Origin of the sequence: Pseudomonas sp. UBA7530 (assembly GCF_002479365.1) — a bacterium.
GTDB lineage: Bacteria > Pseudomonadota > Gammaproteobacteria > Pseudomonadales > Pseudomonadaceae > Aquipseudomonas.
Window position 1 is genome coordinate 973,350 of sequence record NZ_DLMS01000001.1, and the last position, 24,047, is coordinate 997,396.

General features: G+C 59.1%; 21 protein-coding genes and 1 pseudogene. 11 read left to right on the plus strand and 11 right to left on the minus strand.

Features of this window, described 5'->3' with window-relative positions:
• Positions 1–30: 30 nt before the first annotated feature.
• The 5 genes from hrpA to B2U07_RS04700 all read right to left on the minus strand — a co-directional run bounded on the left by hrpA (position 31) and on the right by B2U07_RS04700 (position 8,775).
• Complete coding sequence (gene hrpA / locus B2U07_RS04680) at positions 31–4,056, minus strand: ATP-dependent RNA helicase HrpA (RefSeq protein ID WP_296276028.1); 4,026 nt, start codon at positions 4,054–4,056, stop codon at positions 31–33.
• A gap of 161 nt (positions 4,057–4,217) precedes the next feature.
• The gene (locus B2U07_RS04685; protein WP_349681756.1) at positions 4,218–5,807 is read right to left on the minus strand and encodes a non-canonical purine NTP pyrophosphatase; all 1,590 of its coding nucleotides are present in this window, start codon (positions 5,805–5,807) and stop codon (positions 4,218–4,220) included.
• 70 nt (positions 5,808–5,877) lie between these two features.
• The gene (locus B2U07_RS04690; protein ID WP_296276032.1) at positions 5,878–6,861 is read right to left on the minus strand and encodes a beta-ribofuranosylaminobenzene 5'-phosphate synthase family protein; all 984 of its coding nucleotides are present in this window, start codon (positions 6,859–6,861) and stop codon (positions 5,878–5,880) included.
• Positions 6,854–7,552, minus strand: coding sequence for a hypothetical protein (locus B2U07_RS04695; RefSeq protein WP_296276034.1), 699 nt, complete (start codon positions 7,550–7,552; stop codon positions 6,854–6,856). Before B2U07_RS04695 ends, B2U07_RS04690 begins: the two co-directional genes overlap by 8 nt.
• Before the next feature lie 26 nt (positions 7,553–7,578).
• Positions 7,579–8,775, minus strand: coding sequence for a DNA adenine methylase (locus tag B2U07_RS04700; protein ID WP_296276036.1), 1,197 nt, complete (start codon positions 8,773–8,775; stop codon positions 7,579–7,581).
• Between the two features lie 790 nt (positions 8,776–9,565).
• Between B2U07_RS04700 and B2U07_RS04705 the strand changes: the two genes are divergently transcribed.
• The 3 genes from B2U07_RS04705 to B2U07_RS04715 all read left to right on the plus strand — a co-directional run bounded on the left by B2U07_RS04705 (position 9,566) and on the right by B2U07_RS04715 (position 10,742).
• Positions 9,566–9,808, plus strand: a complete 243-nt coding sequence (locus B2U07_RS04705; protein WP_296276038.1) for a hypothetical protein — start codon at positions 9,566–9,568, stop codon at positions 9,806–9,808.
• Positions 9,801–10,103 carry a LasR-specific antiactivator QslA gene (locus B2U07_RS04710; RefSeq protein WP_296276040.1) on the plus strand — a complete coding sequence of 101 codons (303 nt, stop codon included), beginning with the start codon at positions 9,801–9,803 and terminating at the stop codon, positions 10,101–10,103. Before B2U07_RS04705 ends, B2U07_RS04710 begins: the two co-directional genes overlap by 8 nt.
• 189 nt (positions 10,104–10,292) lie before the next feature.
• Positions 10,293–10,742 (plus strand): carboxymuconolactone decarboxylase family protein, encoded by a 450-nt coding sequence (locus B2U07_RS04715; protein WP_296276042.1) that lies wholly within the window; start codon positions 10,293–10,295, stop codon positions 10,740–10,742.
• A gap of 62 nt (positions 10,743–10,804) precedes the next feature.
• Here B2U07_RS04715 and B2U07_RS04720 read toward each other — a convergent pair whose 3' ends face one another.
• The gene (locus tag B2U07_RS04720; RefSeq protein ID WP_296276043.1) at positions 10,805–11,722 is read right to left on the minus strand and encodes a LysR family transcriptional regulator; all 918 of its coding nucleotides are present in this window, start codon (positions 11,720–11,722) and stop codon (positions 10,805–10,807) included.
• Between the two features lie 116 nt (positions 11,723–11,838).
• Between B2U07_RS04720 and B2U07_RS04725 the strand changes: the two genes are divergently transcribed.
• Positions 11,839–12,168 (plus strand): nuclear transport factor 2 family protein, encoded by a 330-nt coding sequence (locus tag B2U07_RS04725; RefSeq protein ID WP_296276045.1) that lies wholly within the window; start codon positions 11,839–11,841, stop codon positions 12,166–12,168.
• The gene (locus B2U07_RS04730; protein WP_296276280.1) at positions 12,168–12,941 is read left to right on the plus strand and encodes an SDR family oxidoreductase; all 774 of its coding nucleotides are present in this window, start codon (positions 12,168–12,170) and stop codon (positions 12,939–12,941) included. Before B2U07_RS04725 ends, B2U07_RS04730 begins: the two co-directional genes overlap by 1 nt.
• Before the next feature lie 97 nt (positions 12,942–13,038).
• On the opposite strand, the gene B2U07_RS04735 is transcribed toward B2U07_RS04730, so the two are convergent.
• Positions 13,039–14,205, minus strand: coding sequence for an MFS transporter (locus tag B2U07_RS04735; protein WP_296276048.1), 1,167 nt, complete (start codon positions 14,203–14,205; stop codon positions 13,039–13,041).
• Positions 14,206–14,299: 94 nt separating this feature from the next.
• Between B2U07_RS04735 and B2U07_RS04740 the strand changes: the two genes are divergently transcribed.
• The 4 genes from B2U07_RS04740 to B2U07_RS04755 all read left to right on the plus strand — a co-directional run bounded on the left by B2U07_RS04740 (position 14,300) and on the right by B2U07_RS04755 (position 17,216).
• On the plus strand, positions 14,300–15,193 hold the full coding sequence (locus B2U07_RS04740; protein WP_296276050.1) for a LysR family transcriptional regulator: 894 nt from the start codon (positions 14,300–14,302) through the stop codon (positions 15,191–15,193).
• A gap of 234 nt (positions 15,194–15,427) precedes the next feature.
• Positions 15,428–15,730 (plus strand): ArsR/SmtB family transcription factor, encoded by a 303-nt coding sequence (locus tag B2U07_RS04745; protein WP_296276053.1) that lies wholly within the window; start codon positions 15,428–15,430, stop codon positions 15,728–15,730.
• 151 nt (positions 15,731–15,881) lie between these two features.
• Positions 15,882–16,856, plus strand: coding sequence for a zinc-dependent alcohol dehydrogenase family protein (locus B2U07_RS04750; protein WP_296276056.1), 975 nt, complete (start codon positions 15,882–15,884; stop codon positions 16,854–16,856).
• A gap of 33 nt (positions 16,857–16,889) precedes the next feature.
• On the plus strand, positions 16,890–17,216 hold the full coding sequence (locus B2U07_RS04755) for an antibiotic biosynthesis monooxygenase family protein (RefSeq protein ID WP_296276059.1): 327 nt from the start codon (positions 16,890–16,892) through the stop codon (positions 17,214–17,216).
• Positions 17,217–17,448: 232 nt separating this feature from the next.
• Here B2U07_RS04755 and B2U07_RS04760 read toward each other — a convergent pair whose 3' ends face one another.
• Complete coding sequence (locus B2U07_RS04760) at positions 17,449–17,952, minus strand: MarR family winged helix-turn-helix transcriptional regulator (protein ID WP_296276061.1); 504 nt, start codon at positions 17,950–17,952, stop codon at positions 17,449–17,451.
• An 85-nt stretch (positions 17,953–18,037) separates the two neighbouring features.
• Here B2U07_RS04760 and B2U07_RS04765 point away from each other — a divergent pair, with 85 nt between their 5' ends.
• Positions 18,038–18,940 (plus strand): DMT family transporter, encoded by a 903-nt coding sequence (locus B2U07_RS04765; protein ID WP_296276063.1) that lies wholly within the window; start codon positions 18,038–18,040, stop codon positions 18,938–18,940.
• Positions 18,937–20,109, plus strand: coding sequence for a cyanate transporter (locus B2U07_RS04770; protein WP_296276065.1), 1,173 nt, complete (start codon positions 18,937–18,939; stop codon positions 20,107–20,109). Before B2U07_RS04765 ends, B2U07_RS04770 begins: the two co-directional genes overlap by 4 nt.
• Positions 20,110–20,121: 12 nt before the next feature.
• Here B2U07_RS04770 and B2U07_RS23020 read toward each other — a convergent pair whose 3' ends face one another.
• From B2U07_RS23020 to fadD1, 3 genes and pseudogenes are all read right to left on the minus strand, one after another.
• Positions 20,122–20,877, minus strand: coding sequence for a methyl-accepting chemotaxis protein (locus tag B2U07_RS23020; RefSeq protein ID WP_419096321.1), 756 nt, complete (start codon positions 20,875–20,877; stop codon positions 20,122–20,124).
• A 102-nt stretch (positions 20,878–20,979) separates the two neighbouring features.
• Positions 20,980–21,807 (minus strand): annotated as a pseudogene (locus B2U07_RS23025) (cache domain-containing protein); the annotation flags it as partial.
• A gap of 263 nt (positions 21,808–22,070) precedes the next feature.
• Positions 22,071–23,759, minus strand: a complete 1,689-nt coding sequence (fadD1, locus tag B2U07_RS04780; protein ID WP_296276069.1) for a long-chain-fatty-acid--CoA ligase FadD1 — start codon at positions 23,757–23,759, stop codon at positions 22,071–22,073.
• Positions 23,760–24,047: the final 288 nt, after the last annotated feature.

A 24,047-nucleotide genomic window follows, 5' to 3' on the forward strand; every position in this document is an offset into this window, starting at 1 on the left:
TCGCCCCTGCACCGGGGCGAGCGCCGATCATCAACCTTCAACCAGCGTCCACTGCTTGCTCAGGCGCTTGTCCGATACCGCCATCTTCGTCCCCAGTTGCTGGGCGAATAGCGACACGCGGTATTCCTCCAGCATCCAGCGATACAACGTGAGCTGCGGGTCCCGCTTGCCTTCCTGGGCATGCTTGGCAGCACGCGCCTTGTACTGTTCCCAGTAGCCTGTGAGTTCGCCCGTCCACACGCGGTCACGCTGCACCTGCGCGCCCACCTTGTCCAGCCGCTGCTCGATGGCCTTGAGGTAACGCGGAATCTCCTTGAGCCACTCGCCCGGAGTCTCGCGCACGAAGCCGGCGTAGACCAGATTGGCCAGTTGCAGCTTGATGTCGTTGAGCGCCATGGCCTGGGCCAGGTCGATCTTGCCCTTGAAGCGCTTCTGCAGGTCATGGTGCAGCTTGAGGATTTCCAGCACCTGGCGGGCGATACGTTCGGCATGCGCCGTCCAGTCGCCACGCTTGCGCTCGGCCAGTTGCGCCAGGGCTGCACCGTCACGCGGCAGGGTCGCTTCGCCTTCGAGGATGCAGGCATCCAGGCTGGCCAGCAGAATGTCCTCGACCAACGCCTCGACGCGGCCAATATCGCGATACAGCAGGCCCAGCTCGGTCAGCCCCGGCAGCTTGCCGCGCAGGAACTTGGCCTGCTCGGCCAGTTGTTGCAGCAGCAGACGTTGCAGCGCACGGCGGTGCTGGAAGTCGGCCTCGGCCTGAGTCGGGAAGCGCCCTTCCTTGACCACCCCGGCCTCCTCCACCAATGCCGGGTAGACCGTCATGGAAAGCCCGGCGATCTTCTGCTGCGCCTTCTCGGCCACCTCGGCGAAGGCCTTGGCCTCCACCGCTTTCGGTTTGTCGCTCTGCTGCGGAATGGCCAACGCGGCCTGGCTGGCCTCAGCGAAGCGCGCCGTCAGCTCGGCCAGGTCACGGCCTTCGCCGAGGAACTTGCCGCGCGCATCCACCACCTCGATATTCATCTTCAGGTGGTTTTCGATGCTTTCAGCCGCTTCCGCCCAGGCCTCGTCGGATACCCGAGCGCCGGTCATGCGCAGCAGCTCCTGACCGAGTGCCTGCGGCAGCGAGCCCTGGCCGAACACCAGCTTGTCCAACGCCGCACTGACGAAGTCCGGCACCGGCACGAAGTTCTTGCGCAGCGCCTTGGGCAGGCCACGCACCAGGGCGATGCACTTGGCTTCCAGCAGCCCCGGCACCAGCCATTCCAGGCGTTCGGGCTGCAGCTGCGGCAACAACGGCGCCGGCACACGCAGGGTCACGCCGTCACGCGGGTGATTGGGCTCGAAGTGATAGGACAGCGGCAGTTGCAGCTCGCCGATGCGCAAGGTGTCCGGGTACTGCGCGGCGGTAACTTCCTTGGCATCGCGGGCCAGGGCATCTTCCTCGCGCATGATCAGCAGTTGCGGATCGGCCGCGCTGCCTTTCTTGTACCAGCTCTCGAAACTCGCGGCCTGGTAGATGTCCTGCGGAATGCGCGCCTCGTAGTAGCCGAACAGGGTTTCCTCGTCGGCAAGGATGTCGCGGCGGCGAGACTTGGCCTCCAGCTCGTCGAGGCGTTCGAGCAACTGACGGTTGGCAGTCAGGCAGCGCACGCGGCTGTTGATCTCGCCCCGCACCAGCCCCTCGCGAATGAACATCTCGCGCGCCACCGGCGGGTCGATGGGGCCGTAATGCACCGGGCGGCGGCCGACGATGATCATGCCGTACAGGGTGACCTGCTCGTACGCCACCACCTGGCCGCGCTTCTTCTCCCAGTGCGGTTCCAGATGGTTCTTCTTCACCAGGTGCGCCGCCAGCGGCTCGATCCAATCCGGCTCGATCTTCGCCACCATACGGGCGAACAGCTTGGTGGTTTCCACCAGCTCGGCGGCCATCACCCAGTTGGGCTTCTTGCGCCCGATCACGCTGGAGGGGTGAATCCAGAAGCGCCGCTGGCGCGCGCCGAGGTAGTCGCCGTCCTCGGTTTTCTGGCCGATCTGGCTGAGCAAACCGGCAAGAATCGCCTTGTGCACGGCGGCATAGTTCTTCGCCCGCACCGCCGCCTCGCTGGCCTCGGCCTGCTCGCGCAGGATCACGTTGACCTTGGTATCGGTGGTGGGCGCAATCTTGTGGGAGCGGTCTTGACCGCGATTGCTCGCCGCAGCGGCAGCATCGCGACCACGCCCACCCTGCAACTGCAGCTCACGGGCGATCAGTACCAGTTGCCGGTGCGCATCACGCCATTCGCGCAGGCGCATGTAATTGAGGAAGTTCTTCTTGCACCAGGTGCGCAGCGGGTTGCTGCCCAGTTCCTGGCGTTTTTCCTCGAAGCCGCGCCACAGGTTGATCAGCGCGGCGAAGTCCGAGTCCACATCCTTCCACTGCGCATGGGCCTGGTCGGCGGCCTGCTGGCGATCCATCGGTCGCTCACGTGGGTCCTGCACCGACAGCGCAGCGGCGACGATGAGGATTTCCTCCAGGCTGCCCTGCTTGGCGCCTTCCAGCACCATGCGCCCCAGACGCGGGTCGATGGGCAGGCGCGCCAGTTGCCGGCCGATGGGCGTGAGCTGGCTTTCGCGGTTGACCGCCGACAGCTCCTGCAACAGGTTGAAGCCATCGCTGATGGCCTTGCCGTCTGGCGGCTCGATAAAGGGGAAGTCCTCGATGCAGCCGAGGCGCAGGTGCAGCATCTGCAGGATCACCGCCGCCAGGTTGGTGCGCAGAATCTCCGGGTCGGTGAACTCGGGGCGCCCGAGAAAATCCTCCTCGCTGTACAGACGAATGCAGATACCCGGCTCGACCCGCCCGCAACGGCCCTTGCGCTGGTTGGCGCTGGCCTGCGAAATCGGCTCGATGGGCAGGCGCTGCACCTTGGCGCGGTAGCTGTAGCGGCTGATGCGCGCCGTGCCGCTGTCGATCACGTAGCGGATGCCCGGCACGGTCAGCGAGGTTTCGGCGACGTTGGTGGCCAGCACGATCTTGCGCCCGGCCATCGGCGCGAAAATCTTCTGCTGCTCGGCCGGCGTCAGCCGTGCATACAGCGGCAGCACCTCGGTAAAACGCAGGTTGGCCTTGCGCAGCACCTCGGCCGCCTCGCGAATCTCGCGCTCGCCGGGCAGGAACACCAGCACATCGCCAGGGCGCTTACCCACGCTGCGCTCGTGCTCGGTAATCTCGTCCAGCGCAGCGAGAATGCCCTGGTCGATGGAGAGGTCATCGAGCAGGCGCTCGCCCTCCTCGTCCACCTCCGCCGCCAACGGGCGATACCAGGTTTCCACTGGGTAGGTGCGACCGGACACCTCGATGATCGGCGCGTCATTGAAATGTTTGCTGAACCGCTCCAGATCGATGGTCGCCGAGGTGATGATCAGCTTCAGATCCGGGCGACGCGGCAGCAGGGTCTTCAGGTAGCCGAGCAGGAAGTCGATATTGAGGCTGCGCTCGTGCGCCTCGTCGACGATGATGGTGTCGTACTTTTCCAGAAAGCGGTCGTGCTGGGTTTCGGCGAGCAGGATGCCGTCAGTCATCAGCTTGATCAGCGTGCCGTCCTTGCTCTGATCCTCGAAACGCACCTGATAGCCGACCAGCTCGCCCAGCGGCGTACCGATCTCTTCCGCCACCCGTGTCGCCACACTGCGCGCAGCCAAACGACGCGGCTGGGTGTGGCCGATCAGGCCATGCACGCCCCGGCCGAGCTCCAGGCAGATCTTCGGCAACTGCGTGGTCTTGCCCGAACCGGTCTCACCGGCGATCACCACCACCTGGCTCTTCTCCAGCGCAGCCTTGATCTCGTCACGCTTGGCGGCAATCGGCAGCGCATCGTCGTAGCGCATGGCGGGGATGCTGCTGCGCCGCGCCGCGACCTTGTCGCTGGACGCCTGAAAACGCGCCTGCCACTGCGCCAGCTTGGCCTCATCGGGCTGCTTCTGCAGCTCATGCAACTGCCGGCGCAAACGATGGCGCTCGGCGATCATGACGTGGTCGAGTTTCTTCTGCAGCGTGGCGAGGTCAGTCATCTGGATCGGGGCAATCAGGGCAAAGGCGGGATTGTCGCAGATTACGGTGTGGGGCGGGCAGGCTATACAGCAGCGGAAGAGCGCGGGATTAAGGTGTAATGGGGTGGCTTTCGGCGAAGGCGGACAGTCAACCCAGTAACCCTTTTGGGTTCGAGGCAGGATTATTGAGTATCACCTGATATCTTGCGCAACAGGGAGATCGCTGCACTTATGCCTGTATGTGACAAGCTAAAGTAAAGCTTCTTGTTTTGATTAAACGCTTCAAAATGGGGGCTAAAACGCTGATTAAAAAACCTACTAACATTATTCTTATCCATGGGAAGATACTTATCCCCTTTCATCCTCAATCCTGGGATATTAGATTCCGCATTCCTCGCAATTTGCGTAGTTGTGAGAGGAAGAAGCCCTTTTTTATGATCGATTAGCATCGATATAAGAAGTGCCTGCTCAAGCGGAAGAAACTCCACCACTTTAGAGACATCGCAATTAAATGGTATTACATTAGAGTTATCCGTTAGAAACTGAAGCGTCATTCTTATGTAAGCAAATATGCTTTTCTCATTTTTTATTATTTTAGATTGAGCGCGGATCGCATCAAGCCCCATCGCATTTTGCGCGTCATTTTTTTTACGAAATGCAGAAAAGCTGATAGGTGCATCAGCACGATTTCTTTTACGATTGCGCTGGTATCTAATTTCAAGACTGCTGTCTATATAAAGCGCCTCAATGCTAATACCTGAAAGCTCCTCCTCTAAGACCTTAATCTCTTCCGGTGAGCGAAACCCAGTAATTACAATGCCCGTTGTAGGCATATCTTTAAGGTAAGAGGCTATCTGGCGAGCTACAATCCCTGGGTCTTTTTTTAAGGCATCTGTGGCGAAATCCTGAATTTTCATCGTGGTCATGTATCCATGCCTAGAATACAGGGCGCACCTCATAAAATCACTCGCTTCTATATGTTGATAAGCATGAAAGCGTGTGAGGGATGATGCCAATACAGTTTTACCAGCGCATGTAGCGCCGCAAATTATATAGTTTTTCCTTGGAAAAAGCTCCCCCTGCAACGGCTTTACCTGAGAATGCTTAACATCAAGGAGATCCTTTTTTTTCAAAAATGAGATCAGCTTGTGCAAGGCTAGATTTCTAAAATCGTACTTCAAGCTGGAGCTAATTGACAGCTGGCTTATAGGCTTTTTTGCGCCTTTGGGAACAAACCACTTGTTGAATGTTTTATTATCCAGCCATGGATATAACTTGTTTGTCTTGAAAGAAACCTCTTCATCAACAATAGATCCAGCAACCTCCCCTACAAACACCTTATATGTTTCATCAGGCGTGTCACGCAGGTGGGGCGGTAAATACAAAACAATATCCGACCTGACCGTAACCCTCCTATTATTGCCTAGCAACTTAAGCTGCTGATCTAGTTCGGTGAATGAGGTTTCTCTCATCCAATATTTTACATCTACACCAGGGAATTCTCTTTCTTCGCTAAGAGCCTCGATAGTTATTGATGTATCTTCTATAAAAAAAATGCGGTGCTGATGTTTTGATGCATATCTTGCTAGAAGGCCAGCGTTCTCTTTTTCAGTATTGAAAACCATATCAGGCTGAAGAGGCTGATCACTTCCTACAACGCTTTTTGCCAGCTTGAGGTTTGCGCTCTCAATACTTTCTTTTAATAACTCATCCCGATCTTCGATACGCGGCTCATAGTATGGCCTCCCATAGTTAGGAGGCGGCAAGAGCATGATTGGGTGCTCGCGGAGAAGATATTCAAAGTGGGCTATCTTTGTTAGATTTGAGGACAGAAAGAAAAGTTTAATCAATTTCTAAAGTCCTACCTGAGTTATTGGGAAAGCACCTTGCCAGTAAGCAGTCACTTGCCAAGTTAAGATTGGCGAATACTGCATCAAGATCATCAGACATGAAATAGATAGCTGGGCCTAAGCTCGAAAGACCAACGCATTTGGCTCCCGCCTCATGCAGAGTTTTTCTTAACTCAGTAAGGATGTCCGCCTGCGCACGCCACTCTGCTTCTTTCCATTCAACTCCCTGCATAGCGTTAATTGCCGAACAGAATGTATCGAAGTCTGACTCAATTGCGCTGCATGCCATCCCTGACATAGCATGATATATTGACTGGTGAACTGAAAGAGGATCTACAGGACAAGTTCTTTTGAAAAAACTAATCTCATCTTCCGCTGAAATTCTATATGCTTTCGGTGCAACAATTACTCCAACTTGCCAACTGATCGGCAAAGGCAGACTCAGTATTTGAGTTGGCAAGATAGATGGACCTTGCCTTGCGGAAGATGGAGCTAGCTGCAAGCCGGTAGACTTAACCCCGAGATCTATACTCATACCTCCACTAAAATAGGTATTAACCCCCACTCCAGAAGTTCCACCTCTCCCGGACGCCAACACAACTTGCTTTATATCGAGATCCACGTGATTAAAATGGTATGCAGCCTCAACGCAAGCTAATCGGGTAGATGTGCCAGTTCCAAATCCACTGTGCGGCGCTGGGCCGGATAAAAATGTTAGGCAGAATTTCTGCACATACGCGCGCGATGCATATAGCCGTTCTAAGAAGTTTATTAAAGCATCGTTTTCTCGATCCGAATAACCGACAGTTCGATTGTCGATTATTTTAAAATCTTTGCATGCAACAAACTCGATTATCGTATCCAGTCCAGTTATGCAAAATCCAATGCCGCCATTTTGGCGGTATCCGCTATTACTCATATCAAATAAATTGACATGAATGCGCCCAGGAGCTGTAATTTTTATTCTCTCACTCATGATCAGGCGAAGAATTTTTTATTGTATCATTAATGTATTGGAGGTATGGCTTTATATAGCGACCATCCTTGTGAAACTTTATGGCCGGCGTATCTCTACTTGGTATATTTTCAAATATCGGACCAACTATGCAATATGAGCCAGCGAGAAAGATACTGTGTGAAGGTTCAAAGTCATAATAGCGAATTTTAAAATTTGAGGGGTACTTCGCTTCGAGTGCCTGCGCCCTGGGTAGGGTTTTATTGTTGAAATCCGAGAGATTCGGTTCAGCAAGATATTTTATCTTAGGCAGAAGCAAAGTCACGTCGACATTTCGCGCCATTGCTTCCAGAAGATCTTGTGATTGGTCATTTGCAGCATTGGCGAAGTCATCAAGTAACCTGTTACACGTGACGCCCACAACTACAATTTTATCTCCGACCTCTGTCTGCTTTATAAGCCTACGATAGTACTCTGCATCTTTTCTATTTGGAAGAAACTCATCCAGACCATGCTTCTTATATTCAGCCAAGGTATTTTGCTCAATGTATTGCGTGAAAAATTGTATTGCTGCAATACCTAAGCCCGTCACGAGACCACTTAGAACACCAATATACCGAGCATCAGCATTTGCATTTGTATAGTAGAGCATGGCACCTATGCTCAGCGTAATTATCACCAGCACCACAAAGTACAAGAGAGGTGCTTGCACTACAAACTTCAACCTTGACATTTCCATCACGATCTCCCTATTAAAATAATTTCCTTCTTTGTCTTTTTGCTTAATGCGTGTGGCACGTCATGCTCAAGTAAAACAGTATGCCTAAATGTTGTCGAAAAAAAGCTCTTAATTTCTTGCACGCCAGGATACGCATCGTGAACATAAGAAAGGCAAACTGTCGAACCCTTATGCTTCTCAATCAAAGTAAATAGATGATCCTTGAATTGCACCTTGCTTATCCACTTAGACATATCCTCTGGGCATGGTATTGGTCGATTTATCTTCGCTAAATCAATCTTGTCTTTCCACTGACTTGGATTACAAAGCCCCTCAAGAAAGTGATATCTGTCCATGTAGGATATATCTTGCTTTCTAAGTGGAATATATGGCGGATCAAGGTAGACAAAGTCATAACCCGAAGGAAGCGCAATAGCGTCAGTGCAGGGCAGAATAATGGGGTCATACTTGGCGGGTTGTCGCGCTTTGATTATTTCACCCAGCGCACGATGAATAAGAACCGAAAATGGTTTCTCCCAAGTCGCCCAGTTACCGAATTTAGTGTCTCTAGTATTATTCTGTCTAAGATGTAAATTTTTGCGGTGAAAAAGATTAAAGGGTCGCTTTTGCAAACATGCCTGCATTAGGCAATACAATATTTCACACTTTCTTAATGTATTTTTGATTTTGCTCAACTCATTGATGGCGCCATCAAGCCAGTTATTCTCTTCGGAAGTATAATAGATACCATTGAAGTATTCAGAAACAAACCCATGCTCGGGAATAATCTTTGAAAAAAAATCTTCTAGATCATCTTGACTCGTAAGGCATGGCTGGTTTGAAAGTAGCGCAGTAGCAGTAACCCGATTTGACTCCAGTATGTCATTGTAAGTGACTTGCTTGCCTAAATTCTTTAAAGCTAAGGACACCGTGGATGTCCCTCCAAAAACATCAAGCGCCGTTTGGAACTCATATTTTTGGAATTCGCCAACCATCCAGTCGACAAGTCTACGCTTACTGCCGTAATACCTAGTCAAGGGAAGGTAGCCCTTGTCATGATTTACGGCTGAGTTAAGTGCGATCTTGGTTTTACGTATATCAAGGCAAGGGAAGTCTGTTCCAGTGATAAGTGAAGCTGAAGCATTAGACTCACCACGCAACGACAAAGCATCTCCATGGGGACCCTCGTGGCTCCCTCTAGAATCAGTTTTGAACATTCGGCGCTCCAATCATGCCAAGTTTTCTCCATCACCTGAATAGTGATCCGATTCAAAGTCTAATAGTCATTGAGAATCGGAACTTGTTAATTACGTCAGTGCACTGATATGCCAACGCTCGTTTAAGTCAGAATGCTTTCAGGCCGTGGTCATAACCCTGGAGGAGTGTCTGAGCGGTTGGTCATCACCTTTCCTATTCTGGCTCGCGAATAGCTCGTCGTGACATCATCGCTTTTTGCGTCTGAGATTGCACCTGATTGACCACTGGCCGTCCTAGAGGGTTGGCTCTTACGAAGCGATATTTTTCACCAGAGCACTAGGCTGCGACCACTTAAAAAATGGTTAGAAATCGTACCCATAGGGGACAGATTTATTTACGAGCCTAACGTCGTCTGCCTCTGGCCGATAGCAACCACTCCACACCTTGCCTTGCCCTGCACCCCGCGCTACAGTCCGCCCCGTCACGGTCAATCCCGTGACCGGGTGTGGTAGCCCGATTCACACGAAGGCGCGGTAGCGCCATAGTCGAGAGCAGGCGCTTTTTTTGTGCCTGCTGTTTTCTCGCGCATTTATGGCGGGCCGTGTGAGGCAGGCTTCGGCCTGGCCGGCGTCCTTCGTGGGTCGGTCTACCACCCTTGCACGGTCCGCCTCCATATCGTGTGGTAGCGAATGGAACGCGGCTCCTTAAATCCACGAAGGAGCATATGGAAAATGCACTATCCCCCTTTTACCCAAGGGCTCCGCCCTGGGCTGTTGGCTGTCATGTCGACTTCCGTTTTGGAGGTGCTGCATGACCAAGTCTGAATCCGTCGTTATCCCCTTTCCCACGCCACGCAATCCCTTGCATAGCCATGTGGCCGACGAGTGCTCGTTGCAGGCAGCAGCCGAGTATCGGGCGGCATTGCTGACCAAGCTGTTACGACGAATGCCGGAGCCGGAGTTAGCGAGTACCACCCATGCGCTGCTGAGCGAGTTGATTGTGCTCTACCGCCGAGCCATCGCCCAGGCAGCCGGGAGGGCCGAGCATGATTGAACTGCAACGTTATCTCACCTATCTGCCCGGCCATGACGGGCAACCGCCTGCCGAATTTGGCTGGAATGCAGATTGCCAGGCGAGCTTCGGCCACGGCGTACAAACCGCGCAGGCCTGGCTGGACGACGCAAACAGCGGTTGGCTGTGGGCCAATCTGTTGCTGGAGCGGCAGCTGTACCCGCCTGGCGCACAGCGCCATGCCTTCGAGCTGGGTTTTCTCAGCCGCATTCACCAGCGCCTTTGCTCGCCATTGGGCGGCGAGCATCAGGCATTACGGACGGAATTGCGGCTGTAACGACTCAGGCGAGGGCATGCCCTCGCCTCTTCATGATCGTTCCCACGCTCTGCCTCATCAAAGTCCACAACGGCCCTTCCGCAAAGTGGACCATTCATTAAGCCTTTAATTGGCTCAATACCTTGATCCTCTTAGTTGTCTTAATTGAGCAGACCTTACTGACCCCCCATCCACAAAGGGTACTGCTCTATGACTCGTCTTGACTGGTTTGAGGCTTCACCCGGTGCAGCTAAAGCGCTGGGCGGGCTGCACCATTACGTCACCACCGGAACGAACCTGCCGCCTCAGCTCATACATCTCGTGTTCTTGCGGGCATCGCAAATCAATGGATGCGCGCACTGCATCGATATCCATTCACGAGATCTGATCAAGGGAGGTATGTCGGTAGAGAAGCTCGTTCTGGTGCCGGTCTGGCATGAGGCCGCGCATCTGTTTTCCGAGCAGGAACGTTCCGCCTTGGCCTGGACGGAAGAAGTGACCCTGGTCGGCGAAACGCATGTTTCCGACGAGGCTTATGCCGCGGCATCGTCTGCATTCACCCCGAAAGATCTGGTCGACCTTACGACGGCCATCGCAGCCATGAACGCGTTCAACCGCATGGGTGTCAGCTTTCGCTTGAGTCCTGCTGCGAAGGCTTAAACCGGAAGACGCGTGAGAATCTGGGAAACGGCTCTTGGCAAAATCGCCCTCACGCCTGGTGTTCAACCCAGCTCGTCCTTGCCGGCCAAGTTCGCCCGCGCCAGGGCAGTGAAGGCCTTGAGTGCTGCAGACGGATTGCGGCGGTTTGGGTAGTAGAGGCACAGCCTCTCCAGAGGCGGGGTCCAGCCCTCCAGCACCCGCTCGAACTGCCCGGCCTCGATTTCAGCCTTCACGTCCTGCTCCATGAAGAAGCCAAGCCCTACCCCCGCCTGCACCGCAGCCTTGGCCACGCCGGACTCATCGAGCGTGAGCGGCCCGGCGACATCGAGTCTCGTTACCTCCCCTGCCCGCTCGAATTGCCAGGGATAGATCGCACCGTTGGGCAGGCGGATGCGAATACAGGCATGGCGCAGCAGATCAGCCGGGGTGCGCGGTCGCCCGTGCTGCTCGAAGTATCCCGGCGCGCCGACCACGGCGTAGCGTTGCGGTGCCCCAAGGGGGATCACGATCATGTCGCTGGGCACGAGGTTCGCCGAGCGCACCCCGAGGTCGAACCCGCCCGCGACGATGTCCACCAGACGTCCTTCGGTCACCATGTCGATGTGTACGTGCGGATAACGCTGCAGAAACTCCAGCACCAGCGGCATCAGGGTTGCGCGGGCCGCACTGGCAAACGCATTGATGCGCAGTGTCCCCGCCGGCCCGGCATTATGCGAACGCACCGCTTCAAGCGCCGTACGAACGTCCTGCAACGCCGGCCCGACCTGCTCCAGGTACAGCGCCCCCGCTTCGGTCAGCGACACACTGCGCGTGGTGCGATTGAACAGGCGGGTTTCCAGGCTGGCCTCCAGCTTGGCGATGGTGTTGCTCAAGGCGGTGGTGGATACATCGAGATCGATGGCGGCCTGGCGGAACGAGGCCCGGCGCGCCACGGCCAGCACCGCTTCCAATTCATTGAGGCCCAGGCGCGGGTCAGCCATTGGATTATCCTGCTATTCGGGATAGGTCATTAACTCTGTCCCAGTTGAGCAAATTATCCATTGAGCAGCAAGATCACTCCCGTAGCGCCCCCGCCCATTACGAGAGGACACAGGCCATGAACCTGCAGCTGCCCGAAGCCGTAAACACCTACTTCGCAATCAGCAATGGCGACGATCTGTCACGCCTTGCCACTTGCTTCCATCCGGACGCCACGGTGATCGACGAGAAACGCACGCACCAGGGCATCGACGCCATCGTGGCGTGGCAACGGGAGGCTCGGCAGGCCTCCAGCTACCGCGTCGAGCCCGTGGATGTCTCACAACGAGGTGAAGGATTGAGCGTTACCGCACGGGTAGTTGGCGACTTCCCCGGTAGCCCAGTGCTGCTCAAACACCTGTTCGCACTCACGGATGGCCAGATCCGCTCGCTGGAGATCGCACCGTGATGAACCTCGACCTGACCGGCAAGCACGTACTGGTCACCGGTGGTACCAAGGGTGTCGGCCGTGCGGTAGTGAAGCGCTTCGTCGCAGAAGGCGCCAAGGTTCTGACTTCGGCGCGCCAGGTGAGCCAGGACCTTCCGGATGAACTGTTCATTCAGGCCGATCTGTCGACGCGTGAAGGCTGCGACGCCCTGGTCGATGGAGCATGCAAGCGCCTGGGCGAGGTGGACATCATCATCCATGTGCTGGGCGGCTCATCGGCCCCCGCTGGCGGCTTCGCGGCACTGGACGACGACCAGTGGCAGCGCGAATTCGATCTCAACCTGCTGCCAGCCGTGCGCCTGGATCGCGCCCTGCTCCCGGCGATGCTGGAACGCCAGGCGGGCGTCATCATCCACGTGACCTCGATCCAGAGCCACCTGCCTCTGGCGGAAGCCACCACCGCCTACGCCGCAGCCAAGGCGGCGCTCGCCACTTACAGCAAGAGCCTGTCGAAAGAAGTGTCGCCTCAGGGTGTCCGTGTGGTGCGGGTATCGCCAGGCTGGGTCGAAACCGAAGCATCGGTCGCCCTGGCCGAGCGGCTCGCGCAGGAGGCCGGCACCGATTATGAAGGCGGCAAACGACTCATCATGCAGGCCTTGGGGGGCATCCCTCTCGGTCGCCCATCCAGTCCGGACGAAGTGGCGGATCTCATAGCCTTCCTCGCCTCCCCCCGCGCCGCGTCCATCACTGGTACGGAATTCGTCATTGACGGAGGGACGGTGCCGACGGTTTAGCGGGAGCCTGGCGGAAATACCCGCCAGCGCCCGGAGAATCGGGGGCAAACTGCAGTTCCTTTCAAGCCGCAGCCGCCCTGATCCATGTTGCCTGCCTTTACGCCACCGCAGCCGCCACCGCCCTGGAGCGCCAGGCAAACCCCAGCACCATCAGCAGTCCCAGCCCGGCCATCGCTGCACCGGCCAGTGAAATCGCCGGATAGCCCAGCCCGGCATTGATCACCGCACCGCCCAAAGCCGCGCCAATCGCGTTACCGAGGTTGAAGGCACCGATATTCACTGCCGAGGCCAGGTTGGGCGCTTCTCTGGCGGCCTCCATCACGCGCATCTGCAGCGGCGGCACGATGGCGAAGCTGGCGATGCCCCAGATCAGGATGGCCACGGCTGCCGGCAGCGGCCAGCGCATCAGCACGGTGAAGGCCAGCAAGACCAGGATCAGCGCACCGAGCGAGACGATCAGGGTGCGGTCGACGGAGCTATCCGCCGCTTTACCACCCCAGATGTTGCCGAGCGTCAGGCCGATGCCGTACAGCACCAGCATGGAGGTGATGAAGGCGGTGGATGCTTGGGTCTCGCTGCTGAGGATCGGCGCGATGTAGGTGAAAACGGTGAACATTGCGCTGGAACCGATCACGGTCAGGGCCAGGGCCGCCAGTACCGGGCCGCGACCCAGCACGCGGATTTCCGCCAGCACGCCGTCGCTCTTTGGCAGCGGCACGTTGGGTAGCGCGAACCACAGCGCGAGCATGGCCAATACGCCCAGGCCGGTAATACCCGCAAAAGCCGTACGCCAGCCGAACAACTCACCGAACCAGGTCGCCAGCGGCACGCCGCCGATGGTCGCCAATGTCAGGCCCATGAACATCGCCGCCACCGCCCCGGCACGTTTGTCTGGTGCGACCACGCTGGCGGCGACGATGGAGCCGACGCCAAAGAAAGCGCCGTGGTTGAGCGAGGTCACGACCCGCGCAATTAACAGGCTGGTGTAATCGGTGGCGAGGGCCGACATCAGGTTGCCCAGGGTGAAGATGGCCATCAGCCCGATCAGCAGGTAGCGCCGGGGAATCCGGCCAGTGGTCAGGGTCATCAACGGCGCGCCGAGCAGTACGCCGAGGGCGTAGGCGCTGACCAACAGGCCGGCAGCGGGAATGGAAACACCGAGATCGCTGGCGATACCCGGCAACATGCCCATGGGGGCGAACTCGGTGACGCCGATGCCGAAGGCACCGATAGCGAGTGCAACGAGTGGTGGATTGATACGCATGGAAGTCTCCTCATCTATGCCGCGAATGCTAGGATCGAAACCTTGCCGGCGGTAGATGGCATTTCTGGCAAACACCTTTGCTTACGGAGCACAAATGGACTTCAACGGCAGGTCGGGCGAAATGCTCGTGTTCGCCAGCGTGGCGGAGGAAGGCAGCCTGTCCGCTGCTGCGCGTGCACTGGGGCTGACACCTTCGGCGGTCAGCCGAATCATCGCCCGTACCGAGCAGCGCCTCGGCACGCGCCTGCTGCTGCGCACCACCCGCGCAATCACCTTTACCGCCGAGGGCGAGGCGTACCTGCGTGGTGCCCGGCGCATCCTTGCCGATATGGCGGAAGTGGAAGAAGCCATCGCTGACCAAGGCGTACCCCGAGGCCGTTTGCGTGTCAGTGCTGCGCTCGGCCATGGCCGGATGACCATCGTGCCGCTGGTGGCGGCGTTCAGCGCGCGCTACCCGAACATCACCGTCGACCTCAGCCTGGGCGATGAAGTGGTCGACATTCTCGGCGGCCAGGCGGACGTGGCCGTGCGCTTCAGCCTTCTACCGGACAGCCCGTTGACCGCACGAAAAGTTGGCGACACCGGCCAGGTGGTGGTCGCTTCCCCTGACTACCTGCGGCGCCACGGCACGCCGCAGCAACCGGAAGACCTGCTCCAGCACAACTGCCTGCGCTTCAACTTCCGCCGCGCCGAGCCCAACTGGCCATTCACCCGCGATGGCCAGGCGTTCTCCCTGAAGGTGTGCGGCAACATCGAATGCAGCAGTGGCGAGGCGCTGGCGCAGTTCGCCCGGATGGGCGCCGGCATCGCGCGCATCGGCGATTTCAGCGTGGCCGAAGACATCCAGCGCGGCGACCTGATACCACTGCTGCAAGCCTTCAACCCCGGCGACAGGGAGCCGATTCATGCGGTGTTCGTAGGCGGCTCGGCAATGCCGGCACGGGTGCGGGTGTTCGTGGATTTTCTGCTGGAACATCACCGAATGTAAGCAGCGGCAGTTACCGGAACGGCAGGCTCTCCTACCGAACGTCAACTCCGCTGATTTTCTCAGAAAGCCGCGCTACCAGACTGAGCGGCGCTGCTGGCGCAAGCTCATCGGGCTGCGTGCAATTGAAGTGCAAAACGTCCCTCGGGTGACGGCAGATGCGGATCAAGCAAATGCCTAACGAAAAGCCTCGGGTTACAGCATTGACATATCGGGAAAAGCCGATATTATCGCGCCATGGAACTGATCGACGTATTCAAAGCCCTCTCGAACCGCACGCGCCTCGACATTCTGAGGGGCTTGAAGGATCCCGCTAAGAACTTCCCTCCGCAGGATGAAGGGGATGTTCATACCGTGGGCGTATGCGTCAGCAGCATCCAGGAAGGCGTCGGGCTGTCGCAGTCGACGGTGTCCGACTACCTCGCGACCCTGCAACGGGCCGGCCTGGTCGAAGTCAGGCGTATCGGGCAGTGGACCTACTACAAACGCAACGAAGCAAATATCCGCGCGCTTGCCGAGATCATCGGCAAAGAGCTGTAATTTTTTACCTGTAAATATCGAAAAATACCGATATTCCTTTTTAACGTAGCGAGGTCCAACATGGCCTGAACGCATAGCAAGCAGCGATAAATCACTACCATTACACATCGAAAATTCCCGATATCCCTTTTTCCAGAAACAAGGAGTTCTTATGAAAGCGCAAATCCTCAAATCATTTGGCGGCCCTGAATCGTTCGAGCTGAGCGACGTCGCCAAACCCGTGCCGAACGCAGGGCAGGTTTTGGTGCGGGTTCACGCGACCTCGATCAATCCTCTGGATTTCCAGGTCCGCCGCGGTGATTACGCCGACCTGGTGCCGCTGCCCAGCATCACCGGACACGACGTATCCGGCGTGGTCGAAGCGGTCGGCCCTGGCGTGACCAGCTTCGAGCCGGGCGACGAGGTCTGGTACACCCCGCAAATCTTCGACGGCCCGGGCAGCTACGCCGAATACCACGTCGCAGCCGAAAGCATTATCGGCAAGAAACCTGCCTCGCTGAGCCATCTCGAAGCCGCAAGCCTGACGCTGGTCGGCGGAACGGCGTGGGAAGCACTGGTGGTGCGCGCGGCGCTCAGGGTGGGTGAAAGCATTCTGGTGCACGGCGGCGCAGGTGGCGTTGGTCATGTGGCGATCCAGCTGGCAAAGGCCATGGGCGCCAGGGTGCTGACCACCGTACGCGAAGCCAACTTCGAGTTCGCGCGAAGCGTGGGCGCCGACGTGGTCATCGACTACGAAAAAGAGGACTACGTCGATGCCGTCTTGCGGGAAACCGATGGCCTTGGTGTCGATGTGATTTTCGACACCATCGGCGGCAACACCTTGTCGCGCAGCCCCGACGCGCTTGCCCAGCTCGGTCGCGTGGTCTCGATCGTGGACATTGCCCAACCGCAGAATGTGATTCAGGCATGGGGCAAGAACGCGAGTTTCCACTTCGTTTTCACCAGACAGAACCGCGGGAAGCTCGATGAACTCAGCGCCCTGGTCGAGCGCGGACAGCTGCGCCCACACGTTGGCGCCGTCTATTCGCTGGCCGACATTCCGCGCGCTCACGCGCTGCTGGAAAGCGCCAACAACGGCCTTCGGGGAAAAATCGCGATCGCCGTCGAGCCATCGTTCATCCCGTAAGTGCTTACGCCCAACTCACAAGAGGACTTTCCCATGGTTCATGAAATTGCCCTACTGCCCATCCGCGACGGGCACATCGAAGCGTTCAGACGTGCCTTTGCCGACGTCACTCATTTGCTGCAACGCGCGAAGGGTTACGACGGCCACATGCTCGCGCAAGGGATCGAGAGCCCGCAGATTTTCAACCTGATCGTGCGGTGGCAAACCCTCGAGGATCACACGCCGCGTTTCGAGGCGAGTGAAGACCACCGACTGTTCATGATGGGCTTGGAGCACTGCTTCGCGGCAGAACCGCAGGTCTACCATATCCAGGCGCTAGACCAGAGCGGTGCCTTCGACCTGGCCATGCCGGCGCCTTGAGGTCGAGGGTATCGAAGGGCTGGCCGTTGAAACGTCCAGACCGGCATCGCCAAGCAATGATGACAGCGTGTTGATCTGGCAGTCGACGTCCACGACTGTCAGATCATCTCAGCTGTCGCATGAGTGCTTCATGGCAGTGGCACCGATCGCCTCGCTGGCGCATGCATCGCAAGGACATCGCTGATGAAGAACATTGACGAACACGCAACGGCAAAGCCCCAGGCTACGGCCTCTAGTCTGCGTCTCGCGGCATCAGGCCCGCCAGCAACTTGCCGGTCAATTCATGCAACGCCCGCTGCTCGTCGGCGGTCAATCCTGAGAGCACACGCTGCAGGTTGGCCACATGGGCGGCGAGCATACCGTCGATCAATTCGAACCCGGCCGGGGTAAGCGCCACCAGCACGCCACGGCGGTCGCTGGGGTGTTTGCGCCGTTCGATCAGCCCGGCCTTTTCCAGACGGTCGATGCGACTGGTCATGCCGCCCGAGGAAATCATCGCGCTCTCGTACAGCGCGGTAGGCATCAACGCATAAGGCTCACCCGAGCGCCGCAGGGTAGCGAGCAGGTCGAACTCGCCGGCCTGCAGCCCGTGTTCGGCGAAGAACGGCAGCAGATGGTCGCGGCTGATCACCTGACTGAGTTCGCCCAGGCGACCTATCACGGCCATGGCGAAACCATCGAGATCGGGTCGTTGGCGTCGCCACTGTTCAGCGGCCAGTTGTGCGCGGTCTTGCATATCGCCCCCGATTTATCTTGCTATCAAGATACTTTTCAAAAAGAATGTTGCCATCGTAGCGTATTCACCCCAAGGAGGCACGCGCATGTCGGGCACTCAATATCGGCCATTTCTGGCCGTTTCGCTGCTGTTCACCATTGGTACGCTGATGGGTTTGACCAGCAACCTGGTCAAGCTGGCCAGCGGCAGCGGATGGCAGCCGATGGCCTTCCTGCTCTGGAGCCTGCTCGGTGGTGGTCTGCTGCTGTTGTTGTTCGCCTGGCTGCGGGGGGAACGGCCCGGCATGAGCCTGCCTCAACAGCGCTACTACCTGGCCTCCGGCTTGCTCAGCATCGCGGTTCCCAACGCCCTGCTGTTCAGCTCCATCGGCCATGTCGGAGCCGGCTTCGCCTCGATGTGCCTGGCCTTCCCGCCACTGATCACCTACCTGCTGGCCCTGGCCCTGCGCATGGAAGGACTCAGTCGCATCCGCCTGCTGGGCATCTGCATCGGTCTGGCCGGCAGCCTGCTGCTGGCGCTGGGCAAGCTCAACAGCGGCGACAGCCCGACGCTGTGGGTGCTGGGCGCGCTGAGCGTGCCGGTGTTCCTGGCACTGGGCAATATCTACCGCGCCCGCTACTGGCCGAGTGGCGCCAGCCCGCTGTCGCTGGCGCCCGGCATGCTGTTGGGCGGCGCCTTGCTGCTCATTCCCACCGCCCTGCTCGGCGTCGACTTCGCGCCGCATCTGGGCAGTGCCAAGGCGGTTGGCCTGCTGGCGGCACAGATGTTGTTGTTCGCGGCGGTCTATGCGCTGTTCTTCATCCTGCAGAACCTGGCCGGCACCGTATTTCTCAGCCAGATCGGTTCGGTGGCGGCGATCACTGGCGCGGCCATCGCCATCGGCCTGCTCGGTGAACAGGGCAGCCTGAGCATGCTGCTGGCCGCGCTGTGCATCGTCGCCGGCGTGCTGCTGGTGGCCTGGCGCAGCGCGCAGGAGGCCCAGCAGTGAAGCGCGAGAATCTATTGCTGATCGCGATCATCCTGCTCGGCCTGAACCTGCGCCCGGTGTTGGCGGCCATCGGCCCGCTGCTCGATCGCATCCAGCTCGATACCGGCCTGGGCTCTGTCGGTGCCAGCCTGCTGACCAGCGTGCCCGTGGTCATCATGGGGCTGGGGGCGCTGGCCTCCGGCCCGCTGCGTCGACGTCTTGGCGACAGCGCCGGCATTTTCCTCGGCACCCTGCTGATCGCCTTCGCCTGCCTGCTGCGTGGCCTGCTGCCCGACGGCAACACGCTGATCATCAGCGCGTTGCTCGCCGGTGCCGGCATCGCCTTCGTTCAGGCGCTGCTGCCTGGCCTGATCAAGTCGCGCTTCGCCGCGGACAGCGGCCGCCTGATCGGTTTCTACAGTTGCGCGATCATGGCAGGCGCCGCTTTCGGTGCGGCGTTCACGCCATGGCTGGCGCAGTCGGTGGGATGGTCATGGGCCCTGGCGGGCTGGGCACTGCCGGCCCTGCTCGGCGCGGCGATATGGCGTCGTGCGGCGCCGGCCAGACCGGCAACCGTCGCCAGCGCCACGCCGCCGCTCGTGCCCTGGCGCTGGCCCAGAGCCTGGCTGCTGATGAGCTTCTTCGGCATTGGCACGGCCGGCTACACCCTGGTGCTGGCCTGGCTGCCGCCCTACTACACGGCCCTGGGCTGGAGCGCTCAGGCCAGTGGCCTGTTGCTGGCCGCGCTGACACTGTGCGAGGTGGTCGCCGGCCTGCTGCTCTCAAGCCTGCTGTCTCGCTTCCCGGATCGACGACCCTTGCTGGCGCTGGTGCTGCTGTCGCTTCTTGCCGGTTTGATCGTCCTGCAGCTGGCACCGCAGACACTGGTGGTACTCGTCGCCCTGCTGCTGGGTGTCGGTATCGGCGGTCTGTTCCCACTGTCGCTGGTCGTCGCGCAGGATCACCTGGAGGATCCGCAGCAGACTGGCGAGCTGCTGGCCTTCGTCCAGGGTGGCGGTTATCTGATTGCAGCGTGCGCGCCGTTGCTGGCTGGCGTGCTGCGCCGCTACAGCGCGGACCTGAGCCTGAGCTGGCAGCTGATGGCGCTGGCAACCGTGCTGCTGATGGCCATGGCGGTGCGCTTCAGCCCCGCTCACGAACGCCGCACCCTGGGCGTCGCGACGGACTGAAGCGCTCGAGACTCAGACGCGGAACTGACCGACCAGGCCCTGCAGGCGTCCGCCCAGGCCGTCTAGGTCGCGAGCGGCCTGGGCACCCTGCGCTGCGTCGCTGGCGACTTCGTCCACCGCGACGGCGATCTGATGCACGCTGCGGTTGATCTCTTCGGCCACTGCCGTTTGCTCCTCGGCGGCGCTCGCGATCTGCGCGTTCATCGAGTTGATGGTGCCGATCAGCACCGCGATGCTGTCCAACGCCTCGCCGGCATGGCCGGCCTGCTCACGGGTACTGTCACCCATCTGGCTGGCGCGCTGCATCGCCGCGACCGCCTCGCCAGTGGCATTCTGCAGACGGTCGATCATGCCCTGAATCTCGCCCGTGCTCTGCTGGGTGCGGCTGGCCAGCGCGCGCACTTCATCGGCCACCACGGCAAAACCACGCCCGGCCTCGCCCGCGCGCGCCGCCTCAATGGCGGCATTGAGCGCCAGGAGGTTGGTCTGGTCGGCGATCGCGCGGATCACCTCCAGCACGCTGACGATGCCCTGTACGTCACGGCGCAGACTGTCCAGCGACTCACTGCTGCTGCGCACTTCACCGACCAGATCATGGATATGGGCGATGCTGCCATCGACCACCCGCTTGGCCTCCTGCCCCTGCTGGTCCGTCTCGCGCGCAGCCTCGGCGGCGCGCTGGGCGCTCTGCGCCACCTCATGGGCCGCAGCGGACATCTCATTGATGGCGGTGGCGACCTGCTCGGTCTCGTGACGCTGCCCGGCCATGGCCTGTTCGGAGCGCTGGGCCTGGCTGGACACGCCGCCGACCAGGCCGAAGAGCTGGTCGGTGGTCACCGACACCTGCTGCACCAGTGCATGAATCTTGGCGACGAAGGCATTGAATGACGTCGCCAGCTCCCCCAGCTCGTCCTGACTGGTGACCGGCAGACGCTGGGTCAGATCCCCCTCTCCAGCGGCCATGTCATCGAGCTTGCTCTTGATCAGTTGCACCGGCTTGGTGATCGACGCCGCCAGCGGCATAGACAACAGGGCCAGCACCAGCAGCAGGCCAACGGCAGAGCCGGCCATGACCATCAGCAAGCGGTCGACGCTCTCCTGGAACTGCGCACGCGCGGCCTGGACGTCGCGCTCCACGCCGTCGAGATTGACCGAGGTACCAAAGACCATCTTCCACTTCGGCAGGTAGTGCGAGAAGCCGACCTTGGGCACCAGCACCTTGCTGTCGCCGAGGACGAAGCTGTAGTCGACGTAATGGCTGCTGTCGGTGCCAGCTCGCACCAGCTCACGAATGGCGTAGATACCGTTGGGGTCGCGGTAACCGCTGAAGTCCTCACCGATGCGATCGTTGGTGTTGCCCTGCAGCACGCGGCGGACGTCGTTGTCATACCCCCAGAAATAACCATCCGCGCCGTATGACAAGCGCTTCAGCACCTCGACGGCCTGAGCGCGCGCATTCATGTCGCCATCTGCGGACGCCTGGTACAGCGGCGCAATCGCGTTCAGCGCCAGCTCGACGTATTGCTTGATCTCCGCCTTGCGGTCAGCCACCAGCTTGGCCCGGGTCTGGGCCTCCTGCTGATTGGCCAAATTGCCGAGAACGACGAACGCGATAGTGCTGAGTAACAGGGTCAACAGGCAGATAGGCCCCAAAGCCAGCAACAGCACTTTGGAACGCAGACGCAGCGAGAAGATCATTGGCAGTACACCTTTACCGGCGCTTTGATGTTATAGAGCTGGCATATTGCCAATAGCACGACAGCAAAAGAACAGAGAAACGCAAAAACTGGTATGACCAGCGAGCCGCGCAACAGAATGAATATCCAGAACAAACAAAATAGCCGTAGATGGGAGCCCGTTAGCGGCAAATTAGCGCGCCGCCTGCGGCGTTCCGTCTCAGCGCTACTTTTTCAGGCAACAAAAAACCCGCCGCAGCGGGTTTTCGTTTCAGCGGGCATCCATCACTTCTTGCCCAGCTTCTTCAGCTCTTCGTCACGCAGTTCGCGGCGCAGGATCTTGCCGACGTTGGTGGTCGGCAGCACGTCGCGGAACTCGACGGCCTTGGGCACCTTGTAGCCGGTGAGGTTGGCGCGCATATGCTCCATCACCTGCTCCTTGGTCACGCTCTCGCCGGGCTTGACCACCACGAACACCTTGATCGCCTCGCCGGATTTTTCGTCCGGCACGCCGATGGCGGCGCACTGCAGCACGCCCGGTAGGGTCGCCAGCACGTCTTCCAGCTCGTTCGGATAGACGTTGAAGCCGGACACCAGAATCATGTCCTTCTTGCGATCGACGATACGCAGGTAGCCGTCTTCCTGGATCAGGCCGATGTCGCCGGTTTTTAGCCAGCCTTCGGCATCGAGGATTTCATCGGTGGCTTCCTGGCGCTGCCAGTAACCCTTCATCACCTGCGGGCCTTTCACGCACAGCTCGCCGATCTCGCCGATGGGAAGCTCCTGCCCGTCGTCGTTGACGATCTTGCACTGCGTCGAGGGCACCGGGATGCCGATGGTGCCAAGCTGGATGGCGCTGAATGGGTTGACCGTGGCCACCGGGCTGGTCTCGGTCATGCCGAAGCCTTCGCAGATGGCGCAGCCGGTGACTTCCTTCCAGCGCTCGGCCGTGGCCAGTTGCAGGGCCATGCCGCCGGAGACGGTGAGTTTCAGACTGGAGAAGTCCAGCTTGCGGAAGTCCTCGTTGTTGCACAGGGCAACGAACAGGGTGTTGAGGCCGACGAAACCGGTGAAGCGGTATTTGCCCAGGTCCTTGACCACCGAGGGCAGGTCGCGCGGGTTGGTCAGCAGGATGTTGTGGCCACCGATCAGCATCATCGCCATGCAGTGAAAGGTGAAGGCATAGATGTGATAGAGCGGCAGCGGCGCGATCAGCACCTCGCAACCTTCATTGAGGTTGGCGCCCATCAGCTCCTTGACCTGCAGCATGTTGGCGACCAGGTTGCGATGGGTGAGCATGGCGCCCTTGGCCACGCCGGTGGTGCCGCCGGTGTATTGCAGCACGGCGATATCGGCGTTGCTCGGGTTGGCTTCGCTGAAGCTCTGGCCGCGGCCCTTGGCCAGGGCGTCGTTGAGTTTGACGGCCTGCGGCAGGTGGTAGGCCGGCACCATTTTCTTCACGTGCTTGATCACGGCATTGACCAGCAGACGCTTGAAGGTCGGCAGCATGTCGCCGACTTCGGTGACGATCACCGTCTTCACGCCGGTCTTGGGTACGACCTGCTCGGCCAGGTGGGCCATGTTGGCCAGACAGATCAGCGCCTTGGCGCCGGAGTCGTTGAACTGGTGCTCCATCTCCCGCGCGGTGTACAGCGGGTTGGTGTTGACCACCACCAGACCGGCACGCATGGCACCGAAGACGACGATGGGGTACTGCAGAACGTTGGGCAACTGCACGGCGATGCGGTCGCCGGGCTTGAGATCGGTGTGTTTCTGCAGGTAGGCGGCGAAGTCACCGGAGAGCTTGTAGAGCTCGCCGTAGGTGAGCGTCTTGCCCAGGTTGCTGAAAGCAGGCTTGTCGGCGAAGCGTTGGCAGGACTCCTGCAGTACCGCGAGGATATTCGGGTACTGGTCGGGATTGATTTCGGCAGCAACCCCAACGGGATACTTGTCCTTCCAGAAGTTTTCGGTCATGGAAGCCCACTCCTAAGCAACAGCTGATCTTCACCGCGCGACGGCGGTTGTTTGTTGTGTATTTAGCTCGCTATCCCGCTGGCCCACGGCCCGGAAGCGCGCCGAGAGTAGCAGCTTTGCCAGAGGCTCACCAGCATCAAACCTGGCCAGAACAGTCGCAAAAGTGACTATAAAACTCGGAAAAGTCACGACCTATCTTTTCTGCCGATAGCCCGCGAAAAGCCTCTAGCTCGCATATTGCAGCGTTTGCAGCCTAGCGCGTAAGTGTGACCGATGCAGTGCGGTAGA

Coding starts and splice junctions, on each gene's coding strand:
- hrpA (WP_296276028.1), bottom strand. CDS start 4,056: ATGACTGACCTCGCCACGCTGCAGAAGAAACTCGACCACGTCATGATC.
- B2U07_RS04685 (WP_349681756.1), bottom strand. CDS start 5,807: ATGCTCTTGCCGCCTCCTAACTATGGGAGGCCATACTATGAGCCGCGT.
- B2U07_RS04690 (WP_296276032.1), bottom strand. CDS start 6,861: ATGAGTGAGAGAATAAAAATTACAGCTCCTGGGCGCATTCATGTCAAT.
- B2U07_RS04700 (WP_296276036.1), bottom strand. CDS start 8,775: ATGTTCAAAACTGATTCTAGAGGGAGCCACGAGGGTCCCCATGGAGAT.
- B2U07_RS04705 (WP_296276038.1), top strand. CDS start 9,566: ATGACCAAGTCTGAATCCGTCGTTATCCCCTTTCCCACGCCACGCAAT.
- B2U07_RS04710 (WP_296276040.1), top strand. CDS start 9,801: ATGATTGAACTGCAACGTTATCTCACCTATCTGCCCGGCCATGACGGG.
- B2U07_RS04715 (WP_296276042.1), top strand. CDS start 10,293: ATGACTCGTCTTGACTGGTTTGAGGCTTCACCCGGTGCAGCTAAAGCG.
- B2U07_RS04720 (WP_296276043.1), bottom strand. CDS start 11,722: ATGGCTGACCCGCGCCTGGGCCTCAATGAATTGGAAGCGGTGCTGGCC.
- B2U07_RS04725 (WP_296276045.1), top strand. CDS start 11,839: ATGAACCTGCAGCTGCCCGAAGCCGTAAACACCTACTTCGCAATCAGC.
- B2U07_RS04730 (WP_296276280.1), top strand. CDS start 12,168: ATGAACCTCGACCTGACCGGCAAGCACGTACTGGTCACCGGTGGTACC.
- B2U07_RS04735 (WP_296276048.1), bottom strand. CDS start 14,205: ATGCGTATCAATCCACCACTCGTTGCACTCGCTATCGGTGCCTTCGGC.
- B2U07_RS04740 (WP_296276050.1), top strand. CDS start 14,300: ATGGACTTCAACGGCAGGTCGGGCGAAATGCTCGTGTTCGCCAGCGTG.
- B2U07_RS04745 (WP_296276053.1), top strand. CDS start 15,428: ATGGAACTGATCGACGTATTCAAAGCCCTCTCGAACCGCACGCGCCTC.
- B2U07_RS04750 (WP_296276056.1), top strand. CDS start 15,882: ATGAAAGCGCAAATCCTCAAATCATTTGGCGGCCCTGAATCGTTCGAG.
- B2U07_RS04755 (WP_296276059.1), top strand. CDS start 16,890: ATGGTTCATGAAATTGCCCTACTGCCCATCCGCGACGGGCACATCGAA.
- B2U07_RS04760 (WP_296276061.1), bottom strand. CDS start 17,952: ATGCAAGACCGCGCACAACTGGCCGCTGAACAGTGGCGACGCCAACGA.
- B2U07_RS04765 (WP_296276063.1), top strand. CDS start 18,038: ATGTCGGGCACTCAATATCGGCCATTTCTGGCCGTTTCGCTGCTGTTC.
- B2U07_RS23020 (WP_419096321.1), bottom strand. CDS start 20,877: ATGGCCGGGCAGCGTCACGAGACCGAGCAGGTCGCCACCGCCATCAAT.
- fadD1 (WP_296276069.1), bottom strand. CDS start 23,759: ATGACCGAAAACTTCTGGAAGGACAAGTATCCCGTTGGGGTTGCTGCC.